Here is a 20093-nt window from a genome sequence, read left to right as displayed (position 1 = left end):
GAATTAAATCACTTTAAAAATAAAGGATATTTATTGAATTTTTTTCCACTTATCTTTATAAGTAGGTGCAATGCTTTCTAAGACATCAATCATTTTTTGTTGATTATTTGTTGGTCTTTCATCAGCAAAAACATTTACAATCTCGTCTCCTTTAGCATCTAAAAAAACGCGAATCATATAATTACCAATGGTAATATTATGCAGTTTTTCAAGAGCTATCACATTTTGTTCAACAATTTCTTTTGCTGTTTTTTTATTGTCTGTAAAATTATCAAATCCTTTTCTATGATAATTGTAGTAAATACTTCTTAATCCACTAAATTTCGATGACAATAAATTATCAATCAATGCGAAACGATTTTGCTTTCCAACTGCATTTTGCCAACCTGTTTCACCGTTAGATTGTGCTTGCAACATTGCATTTTCAGCTTGTTTTAAATAAGCTGTTCCTCCATTTAAAGCAAAGGTATCAGCATCAACACCTAAAATTACATACACATAAAATGCAATGGTAGATATTAGGTTAGAATCGTAAGTAGTTGGATTAAATATTAACGGGTCAAACTCATTATAACGAAAGTTAAAATTTGTGTCGTTTAAATTTAATATTGGACTTGCATACGTTGAGTTGTATACAGGACGTGTAGATTGTATTTGTAAGCTTCCACTAAAATTATTACCGTTTTGTTCGTTAATAATAATTGTAAAAGCACAGTTAATACGCTCTTGCTCTTTAAAGTTTTTATTAGTCCATTGTTTTTCGTTGATAAACTCAGTTAATGATTTTTGTAATGTTTCATAAACTTGTTTATTACTACTTTGAACTTTATCTGCATTAATTGTAATTAATGCATTCAATTCTTGTGATTGTACTGCAAAAACTGATGATAAAATAAAAACTAAAAAGAAAAATTTACGCATCTAATCTGTGTATTATTTCGTTAATTATATCTTTCGATACTGCTGTCTTAGATTTTAACTCAAACGACTTCTGATTAAAATCTGCATCGATAAGAGTAACCTTATTCGTGTCGGTTGCAAAACCAGCACCTTTATCTTGTAACGAATTTAATACAATTAAATCTAAGTTTTTACGTGCTATTTTACTTTTTGCATTTTCAACTTCATTATTCGTTTCTAATGCAAAACCAACTAATAATTGATTCTTCTTAATCTCTCCTAAAGACTTTAAAATATCTTTCGTTGGCTCCAACTCAATACTTAACGCTGATTCTTTCTTTTTTATTTTTTGAGTTGCGATATTTTTTGGACGATAATCTGCCACTGCTGCCGATAAAATTGCTATATCAACATCTGCGTAGTATTTATGACATGCTTCGTACATCTCTTCAGCAGATTTTACATCTATTCTATGAATAAAAGAATGATTTACTTTTTGATGAGACGGACCTGTAACTAAAAAAACCTCAGCACCTAAATTAGCTGCTGTTTTCGCTATTTCAAATCCCATTTTTCCCGAAGAATGATTTCCTATAAAACGAACAGGATCTATTGCTTCATAAGTAGGTCCAGCAGTTAATAATAACTTCTTTCCACGAAGTGGTAATTTAGATACAATATCTTTTTCGATAAAAGATACAATATCTTCTGGTTCAGCCATTCGACCTTCACCAACTAATCCGCTCGCTAGCTCACCAGAAGCAGCAGGAATCATAATATTCCCGAACTCTTGTAAACTATTTAAACTCGCTTTTGTTGAGGGATGGATATACATATCTAAGTCCATTGCTGGCGCAAAATACACAGGGCATTTAGCTGACAAGTAAGTTGCTAATAATAAATTATCGCAAGTACCATTGGTCATTTTAGATAAGGTATTTGCTGTAGCTGGAGCAACTATAAACAAATCTGCCCAAAGACCTAAATCAACGTGATTGTTCCATAGCTCATTTTCATCTTCTTTTTCGTAAAAAGTAGAATGAACTGGATTTTTTGATAAGGTTGAAAGTGTAAGTGGAGTTATAAAATCTTTAGACGCAGGAGTCATTATTACTTTAACTTCTGCGCCCGATTTTATAATTAAGCGAACTAAACTCGCTGTTTTGTATGCGGCAATACCTGCGGTAACGCCAAGTAATACTTTTTTACCGCTTAATACAGACATATTATTCTGCGTCTGGAGTTCTGTGATATACTTTATCGTTTAACCACTCATCTACTGCAATAGCGTGAGGCTTAGGTAAACGTTCGTAAAATTTAGAAACTTCAATTTGCTCTTTGTTTTCAAAAACCTCTTCTAAACTATCATTGTAAGTAGCAAATTCATCTAACTTATCTACTAACTCCTTTTTTAAATCAGAATTAATTTGATTAGCTCTTTTAGCTATGATTGAAATAGCTTCATAGATATTATCTGTTGGAGCTTCGATAGCTTCTTTGTTATAAGTAATAGTACTTAATGCTGCTTTCGTTTCTTTATAATCCATTTTTTAACTTTTAACTAATTGTTCTTGTTCTTTGTTTAATGCTGCTAACATCTCGTTAGAATGTTTCATGAATTTAGATTCAGGAAAACTTCTTTTTAATTTATCATACGCCTTTATCGCAGCTTTAATTCTTTCAGCTTTTCTACGCTGTGTACTTTTCATCACAAAATCGTGCGCAGCTTTTAAACGATAATATAAAGCTTCTTCTTTATACTTAGTTCCTAAATAATCTGATAATAAATTATCAAAAGCTACAATTGCAGCTCTATAATTTCTTGTATCGTAATCTGCTGTTCTGTAATATGTTTTTGCTATCTCGAATGCTTTCTTTTCTAATTTAGCTCTTAACTCAGCATAATACTTATTTGCTTCTCCTAATTTATCAGAATCTGGGTATCTATCGATAAATTTTTGAAAAGATGCTAATGCTTTTTCTGTATCTGTTGGATCTAAACTAAAGCTTGGTGCTGCTTTGTAATAACTTAAAGCTGATAAAAATGCTGCTTCTTCTCTTTTAGAACTTTTAGGATAATTCCCTGTAAATCTATCAAAGTAGTAACCAGCTAAACTATAGTTTTTCTCATTAAAATTTGATTGAGAAACCATGTATTGGATACGTTCCATTTGTGGTTTTCCTCTGTACGAAGGTGTAATTTTTTCGAACAAACGTAAAGCCTTACTGTACTTTTGTGCTTCGTACATTTTCACAGCCATTTTGTATTGCTCTTCAACACTTCCTTTATTCAATACTTTTTGATACTCTCCGCATGAAGATAAAACCAATAGCATTGCTACTAAATACGCTAAATTTTTAATTTTTTGCATCTTGCAAAATTAATGATTAAATATGGATTAATAAAAGATTTTTTTTACGCTATAAAACGCATTGCAAGAAAGCATTAAATCTGTTATAAAAAATCCAAAGTATTACTAAATGTTTGTTAATCTTACTGCGGTGTATCTGCAACTCCTTGTGCTACAATTTGCTTTACATCATTATCAAATAAATATAAACCTCCTTTATCATCACCAATTAAGTTAATTTTATCTAAGATGTTTCTAGCCAATGCTTCTTCTTCAATTTGCTCTGAAACATACCATTGTAAAAAGTTATGAGTTGCATAATCTCTTTCTTCTAAAGTAATATGCACTAAATCGTTAATTGATTTTGACACAAAAACCTCATGATCAAATAAAGTTTGAAACATGTCTTTAAACGATCCAAACTCAATTGGTGGCGCAGCTAATTCTGATACTTTCGCATGTCCTCCTCTTTCATTAACAAACTTTACTAACTTAAGCATGTGCATACGCTCTTCATCAGAATGTGCGTACATAAACTGAGCTACACCTTCAAAACCTTGAATTTCTGCCCAACAAGCCATTGATAAATATACTTGAGACGATTCTGCTTCTATTTTTATTTGCTCGTTTAAAGCTTTTTCTATTTTTTTTGATAACATATTCTTATTCTATTTTTCTTATACAAAGATGCTAAAAAAAGACTACAATTAAGTAACTGTAGCCTTTGTTCTAATATTTTTTTATTTAGACAAATTACATATTGTCTATAAAGTCTGATATTTTGTTTTGTAATTCATCAGTCGCCTCAACTAAAGGTAAGCGCACTTTATCTGAACAAATTCCTTGTTTTTTTAATACTGACTTAATTCCTGCTGGGTTATTTTCTTCAAAAATATAATCAACAATATCCATTAACTTGTAATGAATTTCATAAGCTTCTTTATTTTTTCCTTCTAACCCTAACTGAATCAGTTTAGAAAATTCCTTTGGTAACCCTTGCCCAATTACCGAGATCACTCCTGATCCTCCTGCTAATGCAACTCCTAAAGCTAGATCATCATCTCCAGAGATTATTAAAAAACCTTCTGGCTTATCTTTTAATAACTCTAAATATTGTTGTTGATTATTACCTGCTTCTTTAACTGCCACTACATTTTCAAAATCTCTAGCTAAACGTAAAGTTGTTGCAGGCTCCATATTTTTAGAAGTTCTTCCTGGTACATTGTATAAAATAACCGGCTTAGGGCTCGCTAAAGAAACAGCTTTAAAGTGTTGATAAAACCCTTCTTGAGTTGGTTTACTATAATAAGGTGCCACTGATAAGATTCCATCGATATTCGATAAATCTAACGATTGTAATTCATTTACTACAGTTTGAGTATTGTTTCCTCCTACTCCTAAAACTAAAGGTAATCTTCCTTTGTTCTCATCAACAATTACCTTAATAATTTCTTCTTTTTCTTCTTTTGTAATAGTTCCGCTTTCACCTGTTGTTCCGTTGATAACTAAATAATTTATTCCGTTATCAATATTATAATTCACTAACTTTCTAAGCGCATTAAAATCTACACTTAAATCTTCGTTAAAAGGAGTAACTAACGCCACACCTGTACCAACAAATTTTTGCATTATATTTTATTTAATATGGTTAAATACTTTTTAATTTCTTGATTTAATACCGCTTCATTAAAAGTAGCGTCAGACACTACAATATCAAACAAGCGATCATCAATTTCAGCAAAGCCAACCTTTAATTCAGCTTGCGATAACAAAGTTACCATATTTGTAAATAAGTTAGCTGACTTCGTATAGTTAATTAGTAAATCAAAATCATTTTTAACGAAGTTTTTAAGATTGTCTGATTTTAAACTTGCTTTAAACCCAAAATCATTATCTGAAAAAAACTCAGATGATTCTTCTTGTTTTTTTGAATACTCTCTAAATGTATAAACCGTTATTTGTTCTTTTTTAAAAGGTAACTTATTCGTAAGATTTGAAATTACTACATTAATTAAAGTTTCGTTATCTAATAACACAGCCACTCTTTTAACTTTATTATTTGTTGGCTTTTTAGTAACTTTTTTAACTATTAATTTCGAATATGCTTTTTGAATTGATTTTTGCTTAAGTTTGGATATCATTGTAAAAAATTACGGATGCTAAAAATACGTTATTTATCAATAATTTCTAATAAAATAAATTGATTTAACTGTTTACCATATGCCTGGAAATTATCATCAGAAACTAAGATTAAAGATTGATTTCCGTTAGATAATTTTGGACCAAAAGTTATTCCTTCAATATTATCAATAATTTTATCGGTTAGCTTTTCTTGAATTGCACTAAAATCAAATAACAGCTCTTTTTTTAAAGGCACATATTCTTCTTCTTTTAAAGACTGAATATTTAATGTATTTGTTGACTTTTCTTCGATTGAAGCTTTAAAAATCCTTACAACATTACCATAACTACCATAACCACTTTGATAAATCCTTTCAATAACAAAGAAGTCTCTTTCAGTATATTGAAGTATTGCTGTAACTCCGTTTAAATTTACTTTCCCTTTTGCTGGTTTATCAATTTTTTCTAACTGATAAGCAAACTGCTTTGAGGCTTTATTTGTTTTATCATCAAAATAAGTAATCCTTACTGGTGATTCTGTTTCATGAAATGTTGGTTCTTCTCCATCAGCTCCTAATGGAGCTTCCATAGCCACCCAAAAACCTTTGTCATCAATGCTTTTCGATGAACTTTCAAATGCAGCATTGTGTTTTGGCTTTGCAATTGAATTGGCTTTAAAATAATTTGGAGTTTCTATTTCTTTCTGAAACGTTCCGTTTATATCTATTTCAAAAACGGTAGGGTTCTTACCTCTTCTTATAGACCCTTCACTTACTAAACTAATTTTATCCCCCTTAACAAAAATCGATTCTAAATCTAATGCATTATCATTATAAAACTGAGTTAATGTATCATTCAGCCTAATCACTTTTTTAAATGCAACAGATTTAATAGAATCGCTTTTAATAAGAATATCCCCCATTAAAACTCTTGGATTCCAAGCGTCATCTATCACCATATAATAATCGTTATTATGGTAATCTATTCCAGAAATTCCTCCTATAATAGTATTATCAAGCATTAAAGAATCCTTTACTGTAAATTCATTTATAAAGTTCAGTTTTACAGTTTCTTTCTTACAGCTAATTAAAACGATTAGGAATATTACATATATTTTTTTCATACTTACAAAAGTATTCTTTTTAAATAGATGTAAGAATTAAAAAAAGCTGCGTCTAATTGAGCAAACCTATAATAATGAAAAAATATTTCCCATTAATTTTAAAACTAATTGCAGCAGTTATAATGCTACAAACTTTATTTTTTAAATTTACTGGAGCGCAAGAAAGTATTAATTTGTTTACCAAATTAGCAGGAGAGAATGAGGCTTACTTAAGAGTTGGAACTGGTGTTTTAGAGTTAATTGCTTCGATATTATTATTTATCCCTAAAAAAACTTGGTTAGGTGCTGGTTTAACTGTTGGATTAATGAGTGGTGCAGTTATGGGACACTTAACAAAGTTAGGAATTGAACACAATGGAGATGGTGGAACTTTATTTTATGCAGCTGTGTTAGTATTAATTTCTGGAGCTATTTTATTATTTATAAACAGAAAAGATATTCCTTTAATAGGAAACAAAATATAAACCGTAAACATTGAATTTGTTGACAAAAAGCGGAATTTAGAAACTTTCTAAAATCCGCTTTTTTTATTCTTTTGCTATAACCGCTTTTACTATTAAATATTGAGATACTATATATAAAATTATAATAGCAATATCAAACAACCGTTTTGGTGTGTAAAAATTATTCAACGCTATTAAACTGTCGGATGCTATAAATAAAATTGCTCCTAACAATAACCAAGTATTTGCCGTTGATTTTTCTTCTGAATAATTCAACAATGCAAAAGCACCAAAAATTGAAATTGCCACACCGTAAACTATTACTGGTAATAACATCTCTCCCAAGTTATTATAAATTATGCTTAAGAGCCCCACAAATAACACAACAAAAGGAACTGCCGACTTCAGTAACTTTAAGTAAGTCCGTTTTTGTACATATTTCGATGTCATTTTTATATACATAATATGCGCTATTAAAAATGATGCTAACCCAAATACAAAATAATTTACTTTATCTAACAAGAAAACATCTCCCCAAAAAGAAAAAAACAAGGCCGATACTAGCCAAAAATTAGGCTTTTTAACTGAAACCAAGTATACAATTGCCAAGGTTGTCATTAATGAAGGCTTAAAAATTATTTCTATACTCTTATTTTGTGTAAATACTGCATATACATCAGCTATAGCTACTATTAGAAATAATATTGATGCTAAGGCTATTTTAGTTTGTTTAGTCATGCTTAAGAATTAATTATTAAAATTGTTTTTATTAAAAAAAACATAAAGATTAAAATAGTCAATAAAGAAAAGATTAAAGTCATTCGTTTCTTTTTATAATCTAAGTATTTATCAACATATATGCTCTTTAAGCTACTTGCTGCTAGATATAAAGAAATTAAACCTAAAAATAAATTTAAAATGATTAAATAAAATCCAAATAGTTTAAATACAAAAAAAGACAGACCCATTACAAATAAAGAACTGACAGCTTTTATAAATACTAAGTATTCATTTCTCATATTTTTCTCTATCATCAGACTCTTTTTTAGTTTATCATATCAATAAAATCTTGCTCAGAAATAATTGAAATTTCTAATTTATGAGCTTTTTCTAGCTTACTTGGTCCCATATTATCTCCAGCAACGATATAAGTAGTTTTTTTTGAGATGGATGAGCTCACCTTTCCTCCATTATCTTCGATAGCTTTCTTCAACTCATTTCTACTCATTTGATGAAACACTCCAGAAACTACAAATATTTTCCCTGTAAGTTTATCTGTTTGTCCTTCTAAACTTTCTGCCGAAACTTCTAACTGAACTCCATAAGATTTTAATCTATCTATCAACTGAATGTTTCCTAAATCATTCGAGAAGTCTATAATACTCTGTGCAATTCTATCACCAATTTCATCAACCTCAATTAACGTTTCAAAATTAGCAGCCATTAAATTATCGATAGATTTAAAGTGCTTTGCTAACTTCTTCGCTACGGTTTCTCCTACAAATCGGATTCCTAAAGCAAATAGCACTTTCTCAAACGGAATTTCTTTTGATTTCTCAATACCTGCAACCATATTCTGTGCTGACTTTTCTGCCATTCTTTCTAACGGAATAATCTGCTCTACTTTTAAATCGTACAAATCAGCATAATTCTGAATCAATCCTTCCTTACGTAATAAATCAACAGTTTCACCACCTAGGCCATCAATATCCATTGCTTTTCTAGAAATAAAATGTTGGATACGACCTGTTATTTGTGGTGCGCAACCAAATTCATTTGGACAATAATGTTTTGCATCACCATCAGTTCTTATTAATTCTGTGTTGCATTCAGGGCAATTTGTAGCATATTTTGTTGGTGCAGAATTTTCTGGTCTTTTAGATAAATCAACTGCAATAATCTTCGGAATAATCTCCCCTCCTTTTTCTACAAAAACAGTGTCATTTACACGAATATCAAGTTTTTCTATTTGATCAGCATTATGAAGTGATGCTCGTTTTACAATAGTTCCCGCCAATTGCACAGGTTCTAAATTTGCCACTGGCGTTATCGCTCCTGTTCGTCCAACTTGATATGTAATTTCATTTAAAACAGTAGAAACTTGTTCTGCTTTAAACTTGTAGGCTATTGCCCAACGTGGTGCTTTTGCCGTATAACCTAACTCCTCTTGTTGCTGTAGATTATTAACTTTGATTACAACTCCATCAGTTTCGTAAGGTAAATCATGACGCTTACTATCCCAATTATTTACAAATTCAAAAACCTCATCTATTGATTTTGCTAGCGTAATTGTTTTCGGAACTTTGAATCCTACTTTACGAGCATTTTCTAAACTCTCAAAATGCGTTTTGTATTTTCTTTCTGAAGTTACAACTTGATACAGTAAACAATCTAAAGGACGTTTCGCAACCTCAGCACTGTCTTGTAATTTTAAGCTACCACTTGCTGTATTACGTGGATTACGGTAAGGTTCTTCATCATTAGCAACACGCTCTTCATTCATTTTATTAAATCCATCCAATGGTAAAATAATTTCTCCGCGCATTTCAAAATTAGAAACGAAGTCTCCGTTTGGAATTAAAGGAAGAGACAAAATAGTTTTGATGTTTGTAGTAACATTATCTCCTTGAAATCCATCTCCACGAGTAACCGCTTTTACAAATTGTCCGTTTTCATAGGTTAGATTAATTGAAGCTCCGTCGTATTTTAATTCACAAGTGTATTCTATTTGATCGGTACCCAACATTTTTTGAATACGCTTTTCCCAATCCAATAAATCTTCTTTAGAATATGAGTTATCTAAAGAATACATTCTGTTTTTATGAGTAATCGTTTCGAAGTTCTTAGTAATTTCACCTCCCACTCTTTGTGTTGGTGAGTTTGCATCAAAAAACTGAGGATTTTCTGCTTCTAACTTCTCTAATTCTTTAAGCTTTATATCAAAATCATAATCAGATATGGTTGCATTATCTAAAACATAATAATTATGATTGTGTTGACGTAATTCATCGCGAAGCGATTCTATTTTTTGCTCTATTGTCATTAAATAGCTAACTAAAAATTATTATTGCCTTACTGTACCAGTTAAAAAGCTTGGTCCTTTTGGTAATGGATTTCCTGCTGAGCGACGAAAAGAAACAACTTGACCAACATGCCAAATAGCATCTGCTATTGGTCCGTTTAATTGATTCCAAAAAGGATATTCTTCAACTTTTCCATTTCTTCTCTTTATTTTCATCACAAACTTTGATAAATCATCTGCAGATTTTAAAATATCACTTGTCTTTTTAAAATTCTCTAATGTTAGTTTTCTCATTTCTGCAAAGGTTAATGCTCCTTCTTCCGGAAAATCCATATCTGTTCCTTCAACCGCGCTTAATGTCATTATTGACAGTACTAAAATATGATCTAAAGTATCAAACATGCTTCTTGCTTCATCGCTTGGCTTAAACTTTAAATCTTCCTCATTTAACCCTTCTGTTGCCCAATAATAACGAAAACCTAATCCATCAACCATTCTGCTAACAACAGTACCTGCTGTAAAATCTTTTCCTTCTTTAGGAATCTCGTAATAAGGTAGCTCTTGTGCGTTCATAGTTGTTGTAGAAATTAAAATAATAAATAATGTAATAACCGATTTCATGACCAAAGTTTAATTGCTAAATTAAGAAAAAGATTCCTAGATTTTTTTTGTTATTAAAACAAGTTTACAAACAAAAAACCCGAAGCGTAAGCTTCGGGTTTTCGTTATATAATATAAAGGAATATTATTTCTTTAATTTCATTGTATACACAATATCTCCTTCGGTTGCTGAGAATAAAAGTTCTTTATTGTTTAATAATTCAATTTTTAAACCTTTAGCTAAACTTTCGTCTCCTTCAATTTTAATTGCTTTTTTATCTTCATCGAATTTCCAAACACCTTTCTTTTCATTGTTACTCATTACAATTTGATATTGACCATCAGTCTGAAAAGACATCCAGCTATTATCTTTTGAAAAATCTTGAACTTCTTCACCTATCTGAACTGACTCTAATTGCCATTTACCAGATGTTAAAAAATCTAATTCGTTAATTTCTTGAGAATACGTTAAAGTTGAAGCTAAAAGGAATGTGAAAATAGAAAATACTTTCACAAAAAGTGTGAGTACTTTTTTCATAATTAGGGGGTTAGGGGTTAAATACGTTTCAATAATAAATAAAAAAACCGAAACAGCAAAATGTTTCGGTTCTTTTTATATAATTTATTATACTATGTTAATAATACGTATAACGACGTACTTTAGCAATGTGTTTTGCTAAACGCATTACTTGATGAGAATATCCATACTCATTATCGTACCATACATATATCACGATTGTATCTCCATCAGCAATTGTTGCTTTACTATCAAAAATTGATGGTGCAGTTGTACCAACAATATCAGAAGATACTAACTCATTACTTAACGAATATTGAATTTGCTCTACTAAATCACCTTCTAAAGCGTATTGCTTCATAATAGCGTTTACTGCTTCAACAGTTGTATTTGAGTTTAACTGTAAGTTTAAGATTGCTAACGATCCGTTTGGTACTGGTACACGAATAGCACTCGAAGTTAATTTACCTTCTAATGCTGGTAATGCCTTTGCTACTGCTTTACCTGCTCCAGTTTCAGTAATTACCATATTTAAAGCCGCTGCTCTACCTCTACGATATTTCTTATGCATATTATCTACTAAGTTTTGATCATTAGTATATGCATGGATTGTTTCTAAGTGCCCTTTTTTAATTCCGAAGTTATCTTCTAACACCTTTAACACTGGTGTAATTGCATTTGTAGTACAAGATGCAGCAGAAAAAATATCAACCTTATCAGGATTGTTTTCTACGTGATTTACTCCGTGTACTATATTTGGTACTCCTGCTCCAGGTGCTGTTAATAATACTTTACTTGCTCCTTTTGGAACTAAGTGTCTTGCTAAAGCTTTATCATCTCTAAAAGCACCAGTATTATCTATAATTAAAGCATCGTTAATTCCGTATTCAGTATAATCGACATCTTCTGGTTTACCAGCAGAAATCATATACACAGTAGTACCGTTAATAATTAATGCATTATTATCTACATCTACTTGAACTGTCCCTAAAAAATCACCATGAACAGAATCGATGCTTAATAAAGAAGCTCTTTTTTCTAATACAGCTTCATTAATTTCTCCACGAGTAACAACCGCTCTTAAACGTAGTTGAGATCCTTTACCCATTTTAGTCATTAACTCACGAGCTAACAAACGGCCAATACGTCCGAAACCATATAAAACAACATCTTTTGGTTGAATATCTTCAGCTTGGGTAGCATCTTTTAATTGATTCTTCACAAAAGCTACTTTATCCGCTGAATCATCTTGTAAGTGATACTCATATGCTAATTTACCAATATCAAGTTTTGATGGTGGTAAATCGATAGATTGTATTGCTTTTGCTATTTCTAAGGCGTCGCTAATTGAGATTGGCTTCGCTACAAATTCTTTAGCGTAATCGATTAAATTTAAAACTTCACTAGCCCTTTTATCTACTAATGGATTTCTAAATAAAACTAACTCTATTGATTTATCGTACCATAAATCGTTAACGATATTAATAAATTCAACCGTAGCTCTACGAACCTGCGCTTGATTTACTACTTCTTTTTCGTAATTTGTTATTGTTGACATAGTTGTGTGTTAACTAAGATTTTTAAAATTTGCTGCAAAAATACTTATTTCAATCGATTTCATAAACCTTTTTATAAAAGAAAAACTCGTTAGAAATTAATTTTAACGAGTTTTTATTCTTCTCAAGAATAGTTATTAAAAACCATATCTGATTGTCTCTCCCTTTAAGTTTATAACTTTAATAACAAAAGAGCTGTTATTTGATAAGTTTAATAACTTCTGCTTAGCATCTAAAGCATTTTTCACTTCTTCATTGTTAATTTCAGTAATAATAAATCCTCGATCTATTCCTAATTTACGAAGTACTCTATTTGCATTACTCATCACTTTTGCTCCTTGACTGATTTTAAACTTTTTTTGTTCTTTCTTAGAAATATCCTTTAAAACTAATCCTAAATCTCTAATCTCTACAAAATCTTTTTTACTTAATGTTACTAGTTTTTCTAATTCATCACCATTTCTTAAAACAGTTATAGCAATTTTGTCTCCAGGTCTTTTTGCTGTTAACTGCCCCTTTAACTCCGAAAATTTACCAATTGTAATATCATTAACTTTAGTAATTACATCCCCTTCTCTTAATCCAGCCTTCTCTGCACCGCCATCTTCTGTAATAGCTGTAATTTCAACACCAGTTTCAATTTCTTTGTAACTAATACCTACTAAAGCCTCTTGCACTGTTCCAAACTCTAATAGGTCATCTACAATCTTTTTAGCAATGTTTGATGGCACTGCAAATGAATACCCAATAAAAGAACCTGTTTTAGAAGATATTGCTGTATTAATTCCAACCAACTCTCCTCTTGTATTCACTAATGCGCCCCCGCTATTCCCAGGGTTTACCGCTGCATCTGTTTGAATAAAGGTTTCAATATTTCTATTCCCATCTAAATCTCTTCCTTTTGCACTTACAATACCTGCAGTAACTGTAGATGTTAAATTATAAGGGTTACCTACTGCCAATACCCATTCACCAATTTTTGCATTATCAGAATTCCCAAAAGGTAAATTTGGCAAATCTTCATCTGCATCAACTTTTAATAGAGCGATATCATTATTTTTATCTGCTCCAATTAAAACAGCTTTTAATTTCTTTCGGTTATTTAAAGTTATTTCAATTTCATTTGCCCCTTCAATTACATGGTTATTTGTTACAATATATCCATCAGGAGAAATAATTACACCACTTCCTGTTCCTACTTGTTCGAATTTTCGCGTTCCATTACTTCCAAAAAATTGGGCGTATGGGTTTTGCTGTGTCTTTATCGCAGTATTTTTAACGTGTACTACAGCATTAACCGTTTTTTCAGCCGCTTCAGTAAAATCGGTTGGTGTTGACGATGAATTAATAACCTTTGGTGTATAATTTGCTCTAACTGTTTCTAATGTAGGTTCAACACTTTTCTCTATAATTACTTGAGGTTTCTCAACAATCGTTTTATATCCTGCAAGTGCTATAATTCCTCCTAAAACTGCTACTCCTAATGTTCCAAATAATTTCTTCATGTTCTTACAAAATTTAATATCTCAAATATACTATTTTAACATTTCCAACAAATCTGTTTAACTTCATTTTAACGGACTTTAACCCCTATTTAACAAATACTTTTCGCTAAGAAAATATGTATCTTTGCTCCTCATGAATTTGACTTTTTATAAATATCAAGGAACAGGAAACGACTTTATTATAGTCGATAATCGTACAAAAACCTTTCCAAAAAATAACGTAAGTATTATTGAGAAATTATGCGATCGTAATTTTGGTATTGGTGCTGATGGTGTTATTTTAATTGAAAACGATACTGAATCGGATTTTAGAATGATTTACTATAATGCAGATGGTAGCGAAACCATGTGTGGTAACGGTGGTAGGTGTGCTGTCGCTTTTGCAAAACATTTAAATATTATCAACGAAAAAACATCGTTTATTGCTTTTGATGGACCTCATTATGCTGAAATAGAAGATAACATTGTTTCACTTCAAATGATTGACGTAAACGAAGTAAATATTAGCAACAATCACTCTTTTGTTTACACAGGAACACAACATCATGTCGAATTAGTAGATAATATATCTGACTTCCCAGTTTATCAAAAAGGAAAAGAAATTAGAAATAGTTATAAAGAACCTGGAAGTAACGTTAATTTTGTGGAACAACTTAACACAAACACTTTTAGGGTTAGAACCTATGAAAAAGGTGTAGAAGATGAAACATTAGCTTGCGGAACAGGTGTTACCGCAGTAGCTATTGCCATGCATGCAACAAACAAAACTAAAAACACTTCAATAAACTTACCTGTTGAAGGTGGAAACCTTAGCGTTAGTTTTAATGAAAAAAATGGAGTTTACACTAACGTTTTTTTACAAGGACCAGCTACTTTAGTTTTTAAAGGAAATATAGAGATATAGTGAATACTTTACAAGGAGTACATACAACACTTAGGGCACTTGAACCTGAAGATTTAGATTTTTTATTTCAAATAGAAAACAATGAATCTTTCTGGGAATTTAGTCATACGCAAACTCCTTTTTCAAAATTTCTCTTAAAGCAATATTTAGAAAACGCTCATTTAGATATTTATCAAGCAAAACAACTGCGATTAGTTATTGAAGAAAATGAATCGAAGAAATCTATCGGAATGATAGATTTATTTGATTTCAACCCACAACATAAAAGAGCGGGAATTGGTATTTTAATCCACCCTGATTTTCAACAAAAAGGATACGCTTTCGAAGCATTACAATTATTAATAAACTATTCTTTTACACATTTACAGCTACACCAATTATTTGCAAATATCACTCACGACAACTTTAATAGTATCCAACTATTTAAAAAACATCATTTTAAAGAAGTAGGAGTTAAAAAAGATTGGACATACAATAAAGGAATTTATAAAGACGAAATATTATTTCAATTAATCAATGAATAAAAAAATTATATACGGAATTATAACTGCCATATTTTTAATTGGCGGAATTGTTGGTTTTAATTACTATCAAAAAATATTTGGTAAAACCATTACAAAAGATGGAGTTATTTATGTTGGATCAAACTATCATTTAATGGATGTAAAAAAGATGCTGCATGATTATACTAATAATCCTCAACACTTTTTTTTCGTTGCAGAAAAGAAAAAGTTTACAAAACCTAAAGGTGGAAAATACACTTTAAAGAAAGGAATGACGATGAACGATGTGGTTAACTTATTACGCAGCGGAAATCAAACACCAATAAAGGTAGCTTTTAACAATCAAGACACATTAGAAAAGTTAGCAGGAAGAATAGCTCAACAGATAGAAGCAGATTCCACCTCTCTATTAAACGCAATGACCAATGAAACTTTTTTATCAAAAAATGGATTCAATAAAAAATCAGCTCTAGGAATGTACATTCCTAATAGTTATGAGTTTTACTGGAATACATCAGCAGAAAAGTTTCGTAATAAAATGTTACGTGAATATAAACGATTTTGGAATTCAATAAGATTAGAAAAAGCTAAAAATTTAAACTTATCAAAAGACCAAGTAACAACCTTAGCTTCTATAGTACAAAAAGAAACTGCTCAAAAAAGTGAACGTCCAATAGTTGCCGGATTATATTTAAACAGATTAAAAGACAATTGGCCACTACAAGCTGATCCAACTATTATTTATTGTATTAAACAAATTAAAGGTCAAGATTTCTCTGTAAAAAGAGTACTAACAAAAGATTTAGAAATTAAATCACCCTACAACACTTACAAAAACACTGGCTTACCTCCTACATTAATTTCTATGCCAGACATATCATCTATTGATGCTGTTTTAAACCCCGCAAAACACCGTTATTTTTATATGTGTGCAAGTATAGATAAAATAGGCTTTCATGATTTTGCTAGCTCACTAGCTCAACATAACAGAAACGCTGCTAAATATCAAAGATGGATAAGTCAAAGAGGGATTAAACGATAATTTTTAACAAAATTTTATTCTCAATCAAATTCAAAGCTTATTATTAAATAACCAAAATAAAAGCACTTTTTCTACTTATTCAACAAAAAAACATCAGAAAAACACTTTATTCACAACAAGACAAAAACCCTAATTTATTGACTATTAATCTTTTAGTTAAATTTACCGTATATTTGCAGTGCTAAACGGAAAGTAACTAATTATCAGATATTTAATATTTGCATTCATTGGTTTTGTTGTATTCGCAAGTTTTACAACACCAAAAATTAAAAAAGAAAAAACTACCACTACACCTAAAACAGCATACTTTGCTGAAGAGGTGAACATTCCATTTTTACGAAATGATTTTGTTGGATTTAAAGAAGCACTCGCTTTTAAAGAATCTCAAGGTAGATACAGAGTGGTTAATAAACTTGGGTATCTTGGTAAGTATCAGTTCGGTAGAGAAACTTTAAAAAGATTTAGAATTTACAATACTTCTTATTTTCTTAAAACTCCTGAATTACAAGAAAAAGCATTTGTTGCTTACTGCAAGGTTAATAAATGGATTTTAAGAAAAGACATTAAAAGAAGTGTCGGTAGAACTATTAACGAAATTAAAATTACCGAATCTGGTATTTTAGCAGCTGCTCATTTAAGTGGAGCAGGAAATGTTAAAAAGTTTTTAAGATCAAACGGAGCAATTAGATTTAACGATGCTTTTGGAACCTCAATTGAGTCGTATATGAAAAAATTTGGAGGTTATGATGTTTCTAATATCACACCAGATAAAAAAGCAAGAGTTTAAATAATATAAATCGAAATAAAAAAAGACATCCAATTGGATGTCTTTTTTTATTTATGAATAATGAAAATTGCTGGTCGTTTATGCAAATCAGGCTTTTCATTTTTCCACTCTTTCACCGTTAATGTTTTAATATACTCAGATGGCAATGTTATATCACATGCAACGCAGATTCTGGTATCTGGTGATAATGCAGCTCGTAAATCATCTAACATCTTCCCATTTCTATAGGGAGTTTCAATAAATATTTGTGATTGATTTTTATCTTTAGATAGTTTTTCAAGCTCTTTAATTGTTTTCTTTCTATCTGATTTATCAATAGGTAAATATCCGTTAAAAGCAAAGTTCTGTCCATTCATACCAGAACCCATCATTGCCATTAATATTGACGAAGGTCCTACTAAAGGTACCACTTGTATTCCTTTTTGATGTGCTAATTTAACTATACTAGCTCCAGGATCTGCTACTGCAGGAACACCCGCCTCTGATAATAAACCTATCGAAATACCTTTCTCACAAACATCTAAATAATTTTGAGTTTCAAAATCATCAGAATATTTATCTAACAGCATTAACTGTAAAGACGGTTGCGATTTAGATGGTGTGATTCTTTTTATAAATCGTCTTGCTGACTTCTCATTCTCAACAATAAAGTAATCAAGATGTTCTACTGTTTTCTTTACCGACAAAGGCATTACTTCTAAAGGTTCTGTATCTCCTAAAGTTGTTGGAATTAAGTATAATTTACCTTTCATTCGTTCTCTAATTTTGAAGCAACTACATTACATGCTTCATCTAACATTTTATATACATTTTCAAAACCTTGATCTCCTCCATAATATGGATCAGGCACATTCCTATTTTCATTAGGATAGATTTCATTCAAAATCATTTTCACTTTTTGAATATCCGTTTCATCATTAGACATTGTAATAATGTTATGATAATTACTTTCATCCATAGCAAAAATTAAATCGAATTCTTTAAAATCTGATTTGTTAAATTTTCTTGATCGTTGATTAGTGATATCAATTCCGTACTTCAATCCTACTTCTATTGATCTTTTATCTGGAAATTCCCCAACATGATAACCAGCAGTACCTGCTGAATCTACAAAAAAGTTATCAGAAGATAATTTTGATTGCAAAATACCTTCGGCTAAAGGTGAACGACAAATGTTCCCTAAACAAACCATTAGTATTTTTTTCATGATAATTTTATAAGGTTAATTTCTTCCTTAAATCTTCAACGTACTTTTTAAATTGCTTATCCGTTTCTGTTAAATTATCAACAGTTTTACAAGCATGTAATACAGTTGCGTGATCTCTCTTACCTATTTGACTTCCAATACTAGCTAATGACGATTTTGTCATACGCTTCGCAAAATACATTGCTAATTGACGCGCCTGCACAATATGTCTTTTTCTAGTTTTAGACTGTAAAGTAGCAACATCCATATCGAAATATTTAGAAACTACTTTTTGTATATAATCTATAGAAATCTCTTTCTTAGTATTCTTAACGAATTTATCTACAATTTGTTTTGCTAACTCAATTGTAAACTCTTTTCTATTAAATGAAGCCTGAGCAATCATCGAAATAATTACACCCTCTAGCTCACGAACGTTAGATTTAATATTTTTAGCTATATACTCTACAATTTCCTCTGGCATTTCAACACCATCTCTATATAACTTATTCTGAAGAATAGAAATACGCGTTTCAAAATCTGGAGCTTGTAATTCTGCTGACAATCCCCATTTAAAACGAGATAATAAACGCTGTTCAATATCTTGCATGTCTACAGGTGCTTTATCAGAAGTTAAAATTACCTGTTTCCCATTTTGATGTAAGTGATTAAATATATGAAAGAATACATCTTGTGTTCCTGCTTTACCAGATAAGAATTGTACATCATCAATAATCAATACATCAATCATTTGATAAAAATGAATAAAATCATTTCTAGTATTAGATTTTACTGAATCAATAAACTGTTGTGTAAATTTCTCAGAAGAAATATATAAAACTGTTTTATCTGGATATTTATCTTTAATCTCAACACCAATGGCATGAGATAAATGTGTTTTCCCTAAACCTACCCCACCATAAATTAATAATGGATTAAATGATGTTCCCCCTGGCTTATTTGCAACCGCCATTCCTGCTGAACGTGCTAAACGGTTAGAATCACCCTCTACAAAATTTACAAAGTTATAATTAGGATTTAATTGGGATTCAATCTTAACCTTTTGTAAACCTGGAATCACAAAAGGATTTTTAAGCTCTCTTTTTGACTCTAAAGGAACTGTTACTTTTTGTGGTTTTAAAGGATTACGGTTAGAACTAGGTCTCTTTACAGTTTGTGGACTATTACTACTGTACTTATTCTGCATACGTACATCGTAAACCAACTTTGCGTCAGCACCCAATTCCCTTACCAAAGCTACTCTTAACAGTTTAATATAATGCTCTTCTAACCATTCGTAAAAAAACTCACTTGGCACTTGTATTGTAAGTGCTTCGCCAGCTAGTTTTATCGGTTTAATCGGCTCGAACCAAGTTTTGTATGCTTGGGGTTTAATATTGTCTTTTATAAAAGACAAGCATTCCATCCAAACTGAATCAGCAGTTTTAGTCATTTGGGTTAAAAACTATTAAATATGTTAATTTTTTATTCAGATTTTTGGGGACACCAGAACTGTTCATCTGGGTCAACAAA

Annotated in this window: 22 protein-coding genes; 5 read left to right on the top strand and 17 right to left on the bottom strand. The window is 30.7% G+C overall.

Annotation, left to right across the window (positions count from 1 at the left end):
• Positions 1-30 precede the first annotated feature (30 nt).
• The 8 genes from porD to H3Z83_RS08730 form a co-directional block, all read right to left on the bottom strand.
• A complete protein-coding gene (gene porD / locus H3Z83_RS08765; protein ID WP_182125103.1) occupies positions 31-921 on the bottom strand; it encodes a type IX secretion system protein PorD in 891 nt (296 codons plus the stop codon).
• The gene (coaBC, locus tag H3Z83_RS08760) at positions 914-2125 is read right to left on the bottom strand and encodes a bifunctional phosphopantothenoylcysteine decarboxylase/phosphopantothenate--cysteine ligase CoaBC (RefSeq protein ID WP_182125102.1); all 1212 of its coding nucleotides are present in this window, start codon (positions 2123-2125) and stop codon (positions 914-916) included. The genes porD and coaBC overlap by 8 nt, the downstream gene beginning before the upstream one ends.
• 1 nt (position 2126) lies before the next feature.
• Positions 2127-2447 carry a DNA-directed RNA polymerase subunit omega gene (locus H3Z83_RS08755; RefSeq protein ID WP_182125101.1) on the bottom strand — a complete coding sequence of 107 codons (321 nt, stop codon included), beginning with the start codon at positions 2445-2447 and terminating at the stop codon, positions 2127-2129.
• A gap of 3 nt (positions 2448-2450) precedes the next feature.
• Positions 2451-3272: an outer membrane protein assembly factor BamD gene (locus tag H3Z83_RS08750; RefSeq protein ID WP_182125100.1), complete on the bottom strand. Its 822-nt coding sequence runs from the start codon at positions 3270-3272 to the stop codon at positions 2451-2453.
• A gap of 122 nt (positions 3273-3394) precedes the next feature.
• Positions 3395-3910, bottom strand: coding sequence for a ferritin (locus tag H3Z83_RS08745; protein ID WP_182125099.1), 516 nt, complete (start codon positions 3908-3910; stop codon positions 3395-3397).
• A gap of 94 nt (positions 3911-4004) precedes the next feature.
• Positions 4005-4880, bottom strand: coding sequence for a 4-hydroxy-tetrahydrodipicolinate synthase (dapA, locus tag H3Z83_RS08740; protein ID WP_182125098.1), 876 nt, complete (start codon positions 4878-4880; stop codon positions 4005-4007).
• Complete coding sequence (locus H3Z83_RS08735) at positions 4880-5392, bottom strand: DUF6913 domain-containing protein (RefSeq protein WP_182125097.1); 513 nt, start codon at positions 5390-5392, stop codon at positions 4880-4882. Before H3Z83_RS08735 ends, dapA begins: the two co-directional genes overlap by 1 nt.
• 29 nt (positions 5393-5421) lie before the next feature.
• Positions 5422-6495, bottom strand: coding sequence for an esterase-like activity of phytase family protein (locus H3Z83_RS08730; RefSeq protein ID WP_182125096.1), 1074 nt, complete (start codon positions 6493-6495; stop codon positions 5422-5424).
• A gap of 74 nt (positions 6496-6569) precedes the next feature.
• Here H3Z83_RS08730 and H3Z83_RS08725 point away from each other — a divergent pair, with 74 nt between their 5' ends.
• Positions 6570-6959 (top strand): DoxX family membrane protein, encoded by a 390-nt coding sequence (locus tag H3Z83_RS08725; RefSeq protein ID WP_182125095.1) that lies wholly within the window; start codon positions 6570-6572, stop codon positions 6957-6959.
• A 63-nt stretch (positions 6960-7022) separates the two neighbouring features.
• Here H3Z83_RS08725 and H3Z83_RS08720 read toward each other — a convergent pair whose 3' ends face one another.
• The 6 genes from H3Z83_RS08720 to H3Z83_RS08695 all read right to left on the bottom strand — a co-directional run bounded on the left by H3Z83_RS08720 (position 7023) and on the right by H3Z83_RS08695 (position 14138).
• Positions 7023-7676, bottom strand: a complete 654-nt coding sequence (locus H3Z83_RS08720; RefSeq protein WP_182125094.1) for a lysoplasmalogenase — start codon at positions 7674-7676, stop codon at positions 7023-7025.
• A gap of 307 nt (positions 7677-7983) precedes the next feature.
• Positions 7984-9981 carry an NAD-dependent DNA ligase LigA gene (gene ligA, locus H3Z83_RS08715; protein WP_182125093.1) on the bottom strand — a complete coding sequence of 666 codons (1998 nt, stop codon included), beginning with the start codon at positions 9979-9981 and terminating at the stop codon, positions 7984-7986.
• A gap of 21 nt (positions 9982-10002) precedes the next feature.
• Positions 10003-10581, bottom strand: a complete 579-nt coding sequence (locus H3Z83_RS08710; RefSeq protein WP_182125092.1) for a DinB family protein — start codon at positions 10579-10581, stop codon at positions 10003-10005.
• 124 nt (positions 10582-10705) lie between these two features.
• Positions 10706-11098, bottom strand: coding sequence for a hypothetical protein (locus tag H3Z83_RS08705; RefSeq protein ID WP_182125091.1), 393 nt, complete (start codon positions 11096-11098; stop codon positions 10706-10708).
• 97 nt (positions 11099-11195) lie between these two features.
• On the bottom strand, positions 11196-12635 hold the full coding sequence (locus H3Z83_RS08700; RefSeq protein WP_182125090.1) for a glyceraldehyde-3-phosphate dehydrogenase: 1440 nt from the start codon (positions 12633-12635) through the stop codon (positions 11196-11198).
• Between the two features lie 135 nt (positions 12636-12770).
• Positions 12771-14138: a trypsin-like peptidase domain-containing protein gene (locus H3Z83_RS08695; protein ID WP_182125089.1), complete on the bottom strand. Its 1368-nt coding sequence runs from the start codon at positions 14136-14138 to the stop codon at positions 12771-12773.
• Positions 14139-14271: 133 nt separating this feature from the next.
• Here H3Z83_RS08695 and dapF point away from each other — a divergent pair, with 133 nt between their 5' ends.
• From dapF to H3Z83_RS08675, 4 genes are all read left to right on the top strand, one after another.
• Positions 14272-15042 carry a diaminopimelate epimerase gene (gene dapF / locus H3Z83_RS08690; RefSeq protein WP_182125088.1) on the top strand — a complete coding sequence of 257 codons (771 nt, stop codon included), beginning with the start codon at positions 14272-14274 and terminating at the stop codon, positions 15040-15042.
• Complete coding sequence (locus H3Z83_RS08685) at positions 15042-15566, top strand: GNAT family N-acetyltransferase (protein WP_182125087.1); 525 nt, start codon at positions 15042-15044, stop codon at positions 15564-15566. The genes dapF and H3Z83_RS08685 overlap by 1 nt, the downstream gene beginning before the upstream one ends.
• Positions 15559-16587 (top strand): endolytic transglycosylase MltG, encoded by a 1029-nt coding sequence (mltG, locus tag H3Z83_RS08680; protein ID WP_182125086.1) that lies wholly within the window; start codon positions 15559-15561, stop codon positions 16585-16587. The genes H3Z83_RS08685 and mltG overlap by 8 nt, the downstream gene beginning before the upstream one ends.
• Positions 16588-16789: 202 nt before the next feature.
• A complete protein-coding gene (locus H3Z83_RS08675) occupies positions 16790-17374 on the top strand; it encodes a peptidoglycan-binding protein LysM (protein ID WP_394366242.1) in 585 nt (194 codons plus the stop codon).
• A gap of 47 nt (positions 17375-17421) precedes the next feature.
• Here the strand turns inward: H3Z83_RS08675 and H3Z83_RS08670 are convergent, their stop codons facing one another.
• The 3 genes from H3Z83_RS08670 to dnaA are packed head-to-tail and all read right to left on the bottom strand — an operon-like array spanning position 17422 to position 20013.
• A complete protein-coding gene (locus H3Z83_RS08670) occupies positions 17422-18126 on the bottom strand; it encodes an SAM-dependent methyltransferase (RefSeq protein WP_182125085.1) in 705 nt (234 codons plus the stop codon).
• Entirely contained in the window at positions 18123-18581 is a 459-nt protein-coding gene (locus H3Z83_RS08665) for a low molecular weight protein-tyrosine-phosphatase (protein WP_182125084.1), read from the bottom strand. The genes H3Z83_RS08670 and H3Z83_RS08665 overlap by 4 nt, the downstream gene beginning before the upstream one ends.
• A gap of 7 nt (positions 18582-18588) precedes the next feature.
• Positions 18589-20013, bottom strand: a complete 1425-nt coding sequence (gene dnaA, locus H3Z83_RS08660) for a chromosomal replication initiator protein DnaA (protein WP_182125083.1) — start codon at positions 20011-20013, stop codon at positions 18589-18591.
• Positions 20014-20093: the final 80 nt, after the last annotated feature.

It is taken from the genome of Tenacibaculum pelagium (assembly GCF_014062345.1).
GTDB lineage: Bacteria > Bacteroidota > Bacteroidia > Flavobacteriales > Flavobacteriaceae > Polaribacter > Polaribacter pelagius.
Note: the sequence above shows the minus strand (reverse complement) of the source record. Positions and strands in the feature narration are given on the sequence as shown.